Here is an 11,919-nt window from a genome sequence, read left to right as displayed (position 1 = left end):
ACGATCGGAGGTTCCGGCTCCTTACCCCGTCGGCTCGGTGGATACACCGGCGGCGCGTTGCGCGGGCACGTCCACCGGCCTCCACTGGTCCGGCTGGGCCGGACGGGCACCGACCCGGCGCGCCTCCAGCTGCGCGGCGAAGGCCAGGCCCAGGAAGAACGCGATCCCGGTCAGGTTCGCCCAGAGCAGCAGCGCCATCATCGCGGTGAGCGGGCCGTAGGTGGCGCCGAAGCTGCCGCTGACCCGGACGTACCCGGCGAGCAAAAGGCTGGCCAGCCACCACAGGACGGTCGCCACCACCGCACCGAAGAGCAACCAGGAGAGCGCCGGCTGCTTACGCCGTGGCGCGTGCCGGAACAGCGCGCCGACCGCGATAACGATCAGGCCGAGACTGACCGGCCAGCGCAGCACGTCCCAGCCGACCCGGAGCCAGCCGGGCAGATCGAAGTGGGTCGCCGCGGACTCGCTGGCGGCCCGGCCGGCGACCAGCAGCAGGAAGCCGAAGAGTGCGGGCAGCCCGGCACCGAGCGCGAGCAGCGTGGCGCGAAAGTACTTGTGCGTCGCCGGGCGGTCCCGCTCGACGCCGTAGATGCGGTTCGCGCCGCGCTCGATCTGCGCCATCGCGGTGGTCAACGCGACCAGCCCGGTGATCAGGCCGAGGGCCAGGGCCAGCTCGCCGGCGTCCTCGGTGCGGTCGTCGTCCATCAGCAGTTCGCGAACCACCGGCTCGCTGGCGCCCGGGGTGAGCGCGATGACGGTGTCCGCCACGACCTCACCGCCGGCTTCGACGCCCAGGTCGCTGGCGAGGCCGGAGAGGGCGATCAGGAACGGGACGATGGCCAGGCAGAGCTGCAGGGCGAAGGCGCGGGAGTGACTGAAGCCGTCGCCGTAGCGGAACCGGATGAACGCGTCGCGCAGCAGCGGCCAGCCGCCGTAGTGCCGCAGCGCGAGGTAGGCGTCGTCGGCGGAGAGCTCGTCGCCCGCCATCGTCCGGGTCTCCGGGACCGGCTCCGTGCTGCTCACGACGACTTGGCCCGTTTCGCGGCCGCCGCGGCGTCGTAGGCCAGGTCCGGGTCCGCGTCGGGTTGCGGCACGCACAACAGCAGAGCCTTGGGGCGTACGGAGATCTTCATCGCCTTGCCGGGCGCGACGAGATCCCCGTCCAGCTGCCTCGGCTGCGCCCGGTTGCTGTAGATCTCTACCCGGGACGCGGTGAACGTCTCCATCTTCGGCACCCGCTCGCGCCGGCTGGCCACCCCGGCGATCAGCCGCGCCCAGGAGAACAGGGTGTCCGGGCTGATGATCGCCACGTTGAGCCGTCCGTCATCGGGGACCGCCCGCTTCAGCAGGCGCACCCCGCCCTGCAACCGCCCCACGTTGCCGACGATCACGGTCTGCGGCCGGCGCGGCATCGGCGCGCCGCCGTCCAGCCGGATCCGCACCCGCATCGGCCGGTCCAGCAGGTGCTTGGCCGCCCCGAACAGGTACGCCGGCCAGCCGATGCGCTTCTTCGCCCGCTCCGAGGTGTCCTGGAGCATCATCGCGTCGAAGCCCATCCCGGCCATCACCACGAAGCACTGGTCGCCGAGCAGGCCGACGTCGATCCGGCGGCGGCCACCCTCCAGCGCGACCTGGACCCCGGCCGCCGGGTCCGTGCCGAGCCCCAGGTTCGCCGCGAGCAGGTTGCCGGTGCCGGCCGGCAGCACGGCGAGCGCCACGTCGGTGCCGATCAGCGCGCTCACCACGGCGGTCACGGTGCCGTCGCCGCCGCACGCGAAGACCAGTTCGGCACCGTCGGCCACGGCCTGTTTCGCCTGGCCACGGCCCGGATCATCGAGGGTGGTGGCATACCACGCCGGCTCCGGCCAGCCGGCCTTCGCCAGAGTCCTGCGGAGGGTGCTCCGCAGGTGCTCGGGATCGGCCACCTTGCTGGGATTCACCACGACGGCGGAGCGGGGTCCTGTCACGCGCCCAGTTTGCCGGAGAGACATCACAGGTGCGACTCAGGAATCATCCCGGCCCGCAACGGGCACACTTTCTCAGGTGACCGACTTGACGTACCCCCAGATCGGCCTGACCCGCACCGGCCCCCTGCCGGACGGCTACCGGCACCTGCGCTACCGGACCCGCATCGGCTCCGGACCGGCGGTCTACGCCGTCGCCGGCGAGGCGCTCCTGACCTTCCGGATGCACCGCGCCACCGGCGCGCGGATCCGCACCGACGCGGAGCGCGCCGTGCCCGGCGTGCGGCTCACCGTCGGCCTAGGCCCGGTCAGCGCGCCCTGCGAGGTGGTCTGGTCGGCCCAGGAGGAGGACAGGACCGGATTCGGGTACGGGACGCTGCCCGGCCATCCCGCGAGCGGCGAGGAGGCGTTCATGGTCGAGCGGGACGAGCGGGGCGACGTGTGGTTCACGGCGACCGCGTTCAGCCGGCCGGCGGGCGCCCTGATGCGGTTGGCCGGCCCGTTCGCGGTGCTGGTCCAGCACACCTACGCTCGCCGATGCGGACAGGTGCTCCGTCGGCTTAGTACCGTGGGGCGGTGAGCACTACCTCGGTCACCTGGTGGGGGCACAGCACGATCTGGCTCGCCGACTCGGGTGTCACCCTGCTCATCGACCCGGTGCTCACCGACCGGCTGGCCCATCTGCGGCGGATGGCCGGCCCGCCGCCGCGACTGCCCGGGGCGCCGGACGCGGTCCTCCTCTCCCACCTGCACGCGGACCACTTCCACGTGCCCTCGCTGCGGGCTCTGCCGGGCGAGCCGCTGCTGATCGTGCCGCGCGGCGCGGCCGCCTTCACCGCCCGGGCGCTGGGCGCGGCGGTGGCCGACCGGTGCGTGGAGCTGGCGCCGGGCGACGAGGTCACGGTCGGCGCGGTCCGCGTCCGCGCCGTCGCGGCGCGGCACGACGGCGGGCGTGGTCCCTGGTCCAGGGAGCGGGCCGTGGCCATCGGGTTCGTGGTCGAGGGCACTTCGCGGACGTGGTACGCCGGTGACACCGGCCTGTTCGAGCAGATGCACGAGCTGGGCCCGTTGGATCTCGCCCTGATCCCGGTCGGCGGCTGGGGTCCCACCCTCGGCTCGGACGGGCACCTGAACACGACGGACGCGGCGGAGGCGCTGCGCCGGGTCAAGGCGTCCTGGGCGGTGCCGGTGCACTACGGCACGTTCTGGCCGATCGGCATGAGCCGCCTCCGGCAGCACCTGTTCGCCGAGCCGGGCCCCCGCTTCGCCGAGCAGGCCGCCCGGACCTCGCCGCACACCCGGGTCCGGGTGCTGAGTCACGGGGAGACGCTGACCGTGGGATCCGCCGCGTGATCGACACCCTGGCCGCCGTGGGATGGCTCTTCGGCGTGGTGTGCTTCGGCGCGATCGTGCCGATCGTTCCGACCGGCGCGGCGGTCAGCGGGGCCGCCGCGCTCGCGTTCCACCAGCGGGATCCGGTGACCATGGTCCTGGTGGTGGCGACCGGCGCGGCCGGCGCCTACGCCGGCGACCTGGTCATGTACGCGATGTGCCGGTTCGGCGGCGAGCAGCTGGCCCGGCGGCTGCACTGGCTGCGCGACGAGGAGCACCTGGCCGCGGTGAAGGACCGGTTGAAGGCGCACCAGATCCCGGTGCTGCTGGTCTCCCGGCTGATCCCCGGGGGCCGGGTGCCGGTGCTGCTGGCCTCCGCGTTCGCCGGCATCTCCTGGCGTACGTTCGTGGTCGCCAACCTGCCGGCCTGCGCCCTGTGGTCGGTCGTCTACGCGTCGATCGGCCTGGCCGGCGGCTCGATCTTCCCGGAGCCGTGGCAGGGCGTGGTCGCCGCGGTGCTCCTCATCCTGGTGATCAACCAGGCCGTGACCTGGTGGAACAAGCGCCGGGAAGCGGCTAGTACCGCAGAAGGTTCCGGGTCGTCTTGACCACCTTCTCGATCACCGCTTCGCCGGCCTGCTGCGTTTTGTGCCCGTGCGAGAGCACCGCGATCGAGACATCGACGTCGTCGCCGGTGATCCGGCCCACCGAGTTGACGATCCACAGGTTGTTCTCGGTCGAACGGGGCAGCCAGCCGTTCTTGACGGTGAACTCCTCGCCGGTCCGCGCCGCCGCCGGGACGCCCCACCGCTGCTGCGAATCGACAGTGCTCATCAGCTTGTGCGCGTAGTCGCGGGCCTTCTCCGACAGTGGGCTGTCGTCGGAGACCAGCTGCGAGAGCAGCTTCACCTGGTCGGAGACCGTGGTCCGGGTCAGGCCCCAGGCGTTGTTGACGGTGGTGCCGGTCAGGCCCATCCGCTTGTCGCACTTCTGGATCCCGGAACGGCCGCCGAGACTCTTGAACAGTTCGGTGGTGGACTGGTTGTCGCTGAGCCGGATCATCTTGCCGGCCCGGGTGTCCTCCAGCGAGGTCAGCTTCCGGCCGCCGTCCTGGGCGGTGAGCAGCAGGCAGGCGAGCACCTGCACCTTGACCACGCTGGCCGTCTCGTAGTGCTCGTCGCCGCGGTAGGCGTAGGACTCCCCGGTCTTCTTGTCGAGCACGGCGACCGAGAACTCGGGGACCGTGGCGGCGTACTTCTTCAGTGCGGCGTCCAGCGCCTTGACCTTCTTGGCGCGCGCGATCCTCGCCAGCTCCTCGGGGCTGGGGCCGGTCGGGGACGGCGAGGCGGTCACCGCCGAGGGGTCGCCGGTCAGGAACGTGGCGGCCGCGCCTTCGCCGCCGATCACACCTTTGGCCAGCAAGCCGGCACCTCCCAGAACGATCACGGCCGCCATCATCAAGAGAAGGTTCGGGGAACGTCGCACCTCAGCATGATGCCCTGCCGGTACGCGGACTGGTGTCGCCGGTCGCTGTGAATCGTCCCTGAGCATCCGAATCTGCACCATAAGCTCTACCGTGACTACTTTCCGTAGCCATCTCCACTTTGCGGGCCCGGTACCAGGAGAGCCTCCGGGTTGCCGACGGGGTAGCAGAATGGAGGCATGGCGTCCCTGCTGTCCCGAGCCGTCCAAGTGTCCCGTGCCGTGCTGGCCGTGCCCGCCCTCGCCGCCGAGCTCACCCGAACCGCGGTCGGCCAGGTGATCGAGACCGCGGGCGCCGCTGCCAGCGTGCCGGTGCGGGCGCTGAGCCTGCTCGGCCAGGCGGAGCTGCTGATCAACCGGGCCGGCCTGGCGGTCGGTCAGGCCGAGGAGTTGATCCGGCGGGTGAGCGCGGTGACCACCACCGCCGAGTCCGCGATCGCCGACGTGCACACCGTCACCGCCTGCGCCCAGGACGCGGTCACCAGCGTGCGCGCGGTGACCAGCGCGGCCGAGGCGCTGATCGTCGAGGCCCGGGCGATCACCACGGCCGCGGCGCTGACGATCGAGGAGGCCGACGCCATCTCGACCGCCGCCGGTGACCTGGTGCGCCGGGCGGCGACCACCGCCGACGCGGCCGGCACCATCATGATCGAAGCCGGCTCGCTGACCACGTCAGCGGCCGAGATCGTCGCCGAGGCGGGTGCGGTCAGCGCCGCGGCGCGCGGCATCGTGACCGAGGCGTCCACGGTCGCGGGCCGGGCGTCCTCGGTGGTCACCCGCGCCGACCAGGCCGCGATCGTCGCCACCGAGTTGCTCGACGGCTACGCGCCGACGCTGCGCAAGGCCGCGCCGCTGGCCGCCCGGTTCGTCGACGAGTTGACCCCCGAGGAGGTCACCGCCGCGATCAGGATGGTCGACGAGCTGCCGGCTCTGCGCGACCACATGGTGAACGACGTGATGCCGCTGCTCAACAAGCTCGATCAGGTCGGCCCCGACCTCCACAAGCTGCTCGAGGTCACCGAGGACCTGCACCTGGCGATCGCCGGGTTGCCCGGCCTCAAACTGCTGCGCCGCCGCGGCGAGGAGCGCACCGAGGACCACCACATCAAGACCTGACGGCCGCCGTCGGCGGAGCTTGGGCCGCGAGGCCTGGGGGCGGGGCGCGTAGGTCGTACCGCGAAAGGGTTGCGGCGGGGTCGTGGAAACCGACCCCGCCGCGCCGGCCTCGCGCCCCGCCCGACCCTGCGTCGGAGAGTGCAACCTTGAGAAAGTCGCAAATCCTGCCGGGCGGAGGTTCGACGGCCGGAAGCCGGCCTTCCCTGGGGAAGGCCGGCGTCCTTGCTCAGAAGACCGAGACGCCGTAGACGCTCAGCGGCTCGACGACCGGCTGGAAGTACGTGACGCCGCCGGAGCTGCAGTTGCCGCTACCGCCCGAGGTCAGGCCGAGCGCGGTGGAGCCGGAGTAGAGCGAGCCGCCGCTGTCGCCCGGTTCGGCGCAGACGGTGGTCCGGATGAGCCCGGAGACCGAGCCCTGCGAGTAGTTGACCGTGCTGTTCAGCGCGGTGACCCGGCCGGAGTGCGTGCCGGTGGTGGAACCGCGCCGGTAGACCGTGGCGCCGACCGCCGGGGTGCCCGCCGAGGTGATGTCCTGCGAGCCCACCGCACCGCTGATGGTGACCGAGGTGGAGGTGTACCGGACGATGCCGTAGTCGTTGCCCGGGAAGCTGGTGCCGGCCCGGGTACCCAGCGTGGCCGACCCGTTGGTCCAGGTCGTGCCGGCGTTGGTGCAGTGGCCCGCGGTCAGGAAGTACTTCGTCCCGGAGCTGGTCTGCACGTTGAAGCCGAGCGAGCAGCGCGAGCCGCCGGTGTAGATGGCGTCACCACCGGAGATCCGGGTGCTGATCGTGCCGGGGATCGACTCGATCCGGGCGTTGTCGCCGAGCTTGGCGACCGTGGCCTTGACCGCGGCCAGCTTGGCGCCGGTGACACTCTCGTCGACGCTGACCACGACCTGGTTGGTGATCGGGTCGACGGCGAAGGCGGTGCCCGGGGTCTTCAGGTTGGTCTTCAGGCTGGCGTCGGCCGCGGCGAGCGTGGCGCCGCTGCGGGCCACGTACCGCGGGGTGGCGCCGGCGGCCTTGACCTCGGCGGCGGTGGTCGCGTCGGTCACGTTGACCACCAGCTTGCCGGAGGCGTCCAGGTAGGACCCGGCGTCACGGGTACCCAACTGGTCGTCCAGCCTGCTTGCCAACGCCGACGGCGCGAAGGACGCGTCGGCGATGGCCGGGGCGGCCGAGGCGGCGGGGGACGTGACGGCCAAGGCGCTGCCCGCGAGAATGCCGACCGCCAGGCCGACGATCGGCCGGCGAAGCTTCGGGTTGAGCACGGTTCCTCCCAGGGGGATTGGGTAGGTGGCGAACCGGTCCGGCACGCCAGTGCTCGCAAGTATTTAAATTGATCGATGATGTGGCAAGGCTCGGCCAATCTGGCACAATGGCGCTCAGGTCACCACTGAGCTGCGGAAACCCTGTCGCCATAGTGCCGGGGTTATGACTCTTTCGGGATGTGTCCGTCAGCGCTCCAGCACCGCGATCGGCGCGTCGTCGGCGAGCCGGTAGCCCAGGCCGTAGACCGTGGTGATCAGCTCCGGGTCGTCCAACTTGGTGCGCAGCCGGCTCACGTGCACGTCCACAGTGCGGTTGGTGGTGTGCCGGTGACCCCAGACATGGGTGAGCAGCTGGGTCCGGCTGAACACCTGGCGCGGGTGCTGGGTCAGGAAGAGGAGCAGGTCGTACTCCAGGCGGCTGAGGTCGAGTCGCCGGCCGTCGCGCAGCGCGGTGCGCGCCCGCGGGTCGAGCACGATCTCACCCTCCTTCGCGTCGCTCCGCTCCGGCAGGTCCAGCTCGACCGCGGCGCCCGGACCGGCCGCGTCGACCAGCTCACGCAGCGCGGCCAGCACCCGGTCCCGGCCACCGGCTCCTCCCGCGATGCTGATCGTGACGGTGACCGGATCCTCCGCCGGAAGGCTCGGAACCGGGCGCAGGTCGGGGCGACCGTGGTTGGCGCGCGGGTGGGCGATGGCGAGCGCGGACATGTGCGACTCCTTCGACGGCGACTGCCACCGGATCCGGCGGCACCAAGCAAGGATATAATTCCTATCTGTTAGATAGGCATACCGCATGGTAGTCACGCACGCCACATCTGACCAGGCCCGCCCCGATCGCACCGATCTCCCGGCGCCGCCACCGACCCCCCGTCGCGGACCGTCCTACCTGGCCACACTCCGACTGTGCCTATATTTTTACTAGGATTTGGGAACCTCGTTGACCAAAGCCTGTCGAGGCCGCAGGGTGAGCCGAGACGAAGAATTCTCAACGAGTGGACACGCGATCTTCGCTTCACCTGAGAGGAGGCGCGGCGTGCCGGTGCGGGCGCCGCGAAACGGATGACTGGAATCGTCGTGGTGTCCGGCAATCCACGCGCCGGGTCACGGACCTCGGCCCTGGCCATCGCGGTCGGCGAGGCGATCGCCGCCCGGCTGGGGTCGCCGGCGCCCACCGTGATCGAGGTCGGCGCTCTCGGCGCCGGGCTGCTCACCGACGGAGACGCCGGCACCGCCGCCGCGGTGGCGGCGCTCGCCGAGGCGAGCCTGCTGGTGGTGGCGACGCCGACCTACAAGGGCAGCTACACGGGCGTGCTGAAGGTGCTGCTGGACCGGCTGCCGAACCAGGGGCTGGCCGGAAAGCAGGCGGTGCCGGTGGTGACGGCCGGAATCGCGCCCCAGGCAGCCGCCGCGGAGGCGCTCCTCCGGCAGCTGCTGGTGGAGCTCGGGGCGGCCGTCGTTCGGCCAGGGCTGCCGGTGGTCGAGGCGGACCTGCCGGAGACGGCGGAGATCGCCCAGAAGTACGCCGCGGCGATCGACTGGTAGACACGCCGGCTCGTCAGCCCTGGCCGTCGCTCTCCGCCGCGTCGACCTGAAGGGTGAGATCCCTGGTCACACTCTTGCCCCACTTGTCGGTGAACCCGACGGTGAAGGTCACGGTCTCGCTCGCCGCCGGCACACCGGTGATCAAGCCGGTCGCCGGATCCAGGGAGAGCCCGTCCGGCAGCGCGCCGGCGGTCACCGACCAGGTGCCGGGCCGGTGGCCCACGGTCGTCAACTCCGCCGAGTAATCCGACCCGGCAGAGCCCGGCGGCAGCTCCACGGTCTCGATCGCGGGGCTGCCGACCAGCACCGGGATCACGATCGTGCGGGTGACCGCCTGCGGCACGAAGTCGGTGAACCGCACGGACACCTGGTAGGTGCCCGGCGCGGCCGGGACACCGGTGATCACACCGGACCGGCTGAGCGACAGGCCGGGCGGCATGCTGCCGGAGGCGAGCGCCCAGGTGCCGGTCCGGGCGGCCTTCAGGTTCAGGCGCGCGGAGTACGCCGTGCTGACCGTGGCGGTGGCAGTCCGGGCGGTCCAGATCACCGGCTTGGCGGGCGGTGCCGTGATGAAGAGCAGCCGGTTCGGCGAACCCTTCCGGTCGATGACCCTGCCGGTGCTGGCGTTCCGCACCAGCAGGCTGTGGACCTGCGCCGGGGACAGCCCCGGGCTGGCGTCGAGGAGGAGCGCGGCCGCGCCGGCGACGTGCGGGGACGCCATCGACGTTCCGCTGTACACGGCCGAGGCGGTGTTGCTGCTCGCCACCGAGGACCTGATGCTCACCCCCGGCGCGAAGATGTCGACCACGCCTCCGTAGTTGGAGAACGCGGCACGCCGGTCCCTCACGTCGGTGGCCGCCACGGTGATCGCCGCGGGCACGTCGGCCGGGCTGCTCGTGGCCGCGTTGGCGTTCTCGTTGCCGGCCGCCACCACGTAGGTGACCCCGGACGCGATCGACTGCTTCACCGCGTAGTCCAGCGCCGGGCTGGCGTCGCCGCCAAGGCTCATGTTCGCCACCGCCGGCTTGATCGCGTTCTGGGTCACCCAGTCCACGCCGTCGATCACGTCGGACAGGTATCCGCCGCCGTCGCAGTCCAGCACCCGGACCGCGACCAGCCGCACCTTCTTGGCCACGCCGTAGTGGGCACCGCCGATGATGCCGGCCACGTGGGTGCCGTGCCCGTCACAGTCGGAGGCGACGCTGTCGTCGTCGGCGAAGTCGTATCCGTACGAGGCCCGGCCACCGAACTCCTGGTGACCGATCCGGATGCCGGTGTCAATCACGTAGGCGTGCACCGACGAGCCGTCGTCGGTCGGCACGTAGGTCTTGGAGAGCTTGGCCGAGCGCTGGTCGATCCGGTCCAGGCCCCAGACCGGGTTCCGCTGGGCGGTGATCCTGATCCGCCGATCCTGCTCCACGGAGCGGACCGCCGGGTCGGCGGCGAGCCGGCGGGCCTGTGTGGCGGTCATCCGGGCCGCGAAGCCGGGCGTCGACCGGAAGTCGTGGACCAGTTCGCCGACGCCGAGGGCGCGCACACGCGGACCGGTCGCCCCCTGCTTCAGGGTCACGATGTACCGCCCGGCGACGGCCCCTGGCGCGTCGGCGCCGATCACCGTGCCGGTGGCGAAGACCGGGGAGGGAGCGGCCAGAACGGCCGAGGCGGCCACCGCCGAAGTGAGGAAGGCCACCAAGCTCCACTTACGCATGCCCCGGCAATCGGTCACCGCTCCGGAGTCTTGAAACGCCGGGCCGCCCTGCCACCGAACGGCACCCGGTCAGCCACCGACCAGGGGAATCAGCCGGATGAACGAGAGTCGTAGGAGCCCGACCACCCGCGCAGCACATACAGTGCCCAACGGAGGTCGGCCCGAGTCCAGGCCAGCGGCTCAGCGGTAAGCCGCCCCAGGCCCGGCACAACCCCGTACCCCGGCGCGTCATGGTTCGCGGCACGCACGTGATATTGCAGCGCAACCAGGCGCCGAAACGACATCGACCAGGCCGCGATCTCGACCTCGCCCTTGATCAGAAGCTCCGTCTGCCACACAACCGAGTCCTCGGCGAACCGCTAGCGCAGCTTGCCGCGAAGCCACTCATGATGCCTGAGCCCGTCATATGCCCCCACATCAACCCCTTCCGGAGTCAAAGCGGTCCCCGGCAGATGATCAACCCAGATCGTCACGGCCGTCATCATGCCGAGGAGGTACGACAAAACCCCTCAGCCACCCCTCCCAATCGCAGCCCCCAACACAACCACTCGACCCAGCCAATGCCATCAATCCCGAGTCGATCTCGGACTGCTCTCGCGACTGTCTGATCGTGCGGCAGCGGGCCGGGTTGCCGCCCGGGAGCGCCGCTCGCGGCAGGCGCCCGACCAGCATCGGTGCCCAGGCGGCGCGAGCTGCATTCACCGCAGACAATGCCACCCCACGCCGCCGGGTCGGCACAACAGTCCCAGCAAAGTGGACGAATTCCTCCGGTGAATGGTCCCGCTAGAGGCGCTTCGACCTTCTGTTGGGCATACAACGCCGTGGCGCACCTGCGTGAGGCCGCAATCGACCTGCACCGCCGGATCGGCACCGACCGCCCGTGCGCGGGCTTCCGCGTTCACGTGACGGCGGCCCACGCCAGGCACTCGGCTGGCCAGAGCCCCGCTATCACCCAGGCGTCGACACCACCGTGGCAATAAGCCGGACCCGCTCGGCTGGGCTCCATGGCTGCCACAAGCCTCGTCATACGAGCATGACGACCACCTGAACCTACCCGGCTGGACACCACGCCCATATCGAGACGGCTGATACGAGCACCAGGGTTAGCGGGTTGGGTATGGGCTACTGGCCGACCGTCTCCCGGACGCTCGAAAGCGTCCCGGCCGGCCTCGCTCAACTACCTGAAGCCGCGGCAGCTCCGGCGAGTAGGAAAGGTTCGGGTGGGGAGGGCCATTCGAAGGTATCAAGCCTGACGGCCTTCGAATGGCCCTCCCCACCCGAACCGCCCCCGCTCGCGTACCACCCATCTCCAGGCAGCAAAAGAACCGCCCGCCCCGGACGGGGTGTTCTGCGTTTACCGAGGCGCCGCTACCCCGGTTGCCGTGTATTTCCCGACGGATTTCGGGCATAAAAAAAGAAACGCCCACCCCGCGAGGGGTGGGCGTTTCTTCAAGTTAAGTCCGGCGGCGTCCTACTCTCCCACACCCTCCCGAGTGCAGTACCAT

12 protein-coding genes are annotated in these 11,919 nt (G+C 71.0%); 5 read left to right on the top strand and 7 right to left on the bottom strand.

Annotated elements, in window-relative coordinates:
- Positions 1–21 precede the first annotated feature (21 nt).
- Positions 22–1,023, bottom strand: coding sequence for a YihY/virulence factor BrkB family protein (locus tag CHC09_RS28685; protein ID WP_089296347.1), 1,002 nt, complete (start codon positions 1,021–1,023; stop codon positions 22–24).
- Positions 1,020–1,991 (bottom strand): diacylglycerol/lipid kinase family protein, encoded by a 972-nt coding sequence (locus tag CHC09_RS28680; protein ID WP_089296346.1) that lies wholly within the window; start codon positions 1,989–1,991, stop codon positions 1,020–1,022. Before CHC09_RS28680 ends, CHC09_RS28685 begins: the two co-directional genes overlap by 4 nt.
- Positions 1,992–2,043: 52 nt before the next feature.
- Between CHC09_RS28680 and CHC09_RS28675 the strand changes: the two genes are divergently transcribed.
- The 3 genes from CHC09_RS28675 to CHC09_RS28665 are packed head-to-tail and all read left to right on the top strand — an operon-like array spanning position 2,044 to position 3,904.
- On the top strand, positions 2,044–2,544 hold the full coding sequence (locus CHC09_RS28675; protein WP_089296345.1) for a DUF1990 domain-containing protein: 501 nt from the start codon (positions 2,044–2,046) through the stop codon (positions 2,542–2,544).
- The gene (locus CHC09_RS28670) at positions 2,541–3,317 is read left to right on the top strand and encodes an MBL fold metallo-hydrolase (RefSeq protein WP_089296344.1); all 777 of its coding nucleotides are present in this window, start codon (positions 2,541–2,543) and stop codon (positions 3,315–3,317) included. Before CHC09_RS28675 ends, CHC09_RS28670 begins: the two co-directional genes overlap by 4 nt.
- Complete coding sequence (locus CHC09_RS28665) at positions 3,314–3,904, top strand: DedA family protein (protein WP_089296343.1); 591 nt, start codon at positions 3,314–3,316, stop codon at positions 3,902–3,904. Before CHC09_RS28670 ends, CHC09_RS28665 begins: the two co-directional genes overlap by 4 nt.
- Here the strand turns inward: CHC09_RS28665 and CHC09_RS28660 are convergent.
- The gene (locus CHC09_RS28660) at positions 3,873–4,751 is read right to left on the bottom strand and encodes a serine hydrolase (protein WP_239138558.1); all 879 of its coding nucleotides are present in this window, start codon (positions 4,749–4,751) and stop codon (positions 3,873–3,875) included. The two genes, CHC09_RS28665 and CHC09_RS28660, sit on opposite strands and share 32 nt — an antisense overlap.
- Before the next feature lie 207 nt (positions 4,752–4,958).
- Between CHC09_RS28660 and CHC09_RS28655 the strand changes: the two genes are divergently transcribed.
- Entirely contained in the window at positions 4,959–5,894 is a 936-nt protein-coding gene (locus tag CHC09_RS28655; RefSeq protein ID WP_179277326.1) for a hypothetical protein, read from the top strand.
- 226 nt (positions 5,895–6,120) lie between these two features.
- Here CHC09_RS28655 and CHC09_RS28650 read toward each other — a convergent pair whose 3' ends face one another.
- Positions 6,121–7,164: a S1 family peptidase gene (locus CHC09_RS28650; RefSeq protein WP_089296524.1), complete on the bottom strand. Its 1,044-nt coding sequence runs from the start codon at positions 7,162–7,164 to the stop codon at positions 6,121–6,123.
- A gap of 186 nt (positions 7,165–7,350) precedes the next feature.
- Entirely contained in the window at positions 7,351–7,872 is a 522-nt protein-coding gene (locus CHC09_RS28645; protein ID WP_089296341.1) for a winged helix-turn-helix domain-containing protein, read from the bottom strand.
- A gap of 351 nt (positions 7,873–8,223) precedes the next feature.
- Between CHC09_RS28645 and CHC09_RS28640 the strand changes: the two genes are divergently transcribed.
- Entirely contained in the window at positions 8,224–8,706 is a 483-nt protein-coding gene (locus CHC09_RS28640) for an NADPH-dependent FMN reductase (RefSeq protein ID WP_089296340.1), read from the top strand.
- A gap of 13 nt (positions 8,707–8,719) precedes the next feature.
- Here the strand turns inward: CHC09_RS28640 and CHC09_RS28635 are convergent, their stop codons facing one another.
- On the bottom strand, positions 8,720–10,396 hold the full coding sequence (locus CHC09_RS28635) for a S8 family peptidase (protein ID WP_239138540.1): 1,677 nt from the start codon (positions 10,394–10,396) through the stop codon (positions 8,720–8,722).
- Between the two features lie 107 nt (positions 10,397–10,503).
- A complete protein-coding gene (locus CHC09_RS28630) occupies positions 10,504–10,752 on the bottom strand; it encodes a hypothetical protein (protein WP_089296338.1) in 249 nt (82 codons plus the stop codon).
- Positions 10,753–11,919: the final 1,167 nt, after the last annotated feature.

The sequence above is a fragment of the Actinoplanes regularis genome, assembly GCF_900188005.1.
Lineage (GTDB): Bacteria > Actinomycetota > Actinomycetes > Mycobacteriales > Micromonosporaceae > Actinoplanes > Actinoplanes regularis.
This window is presented reverse-complemented; position numbering and strand designations above follow the sequence as displayed.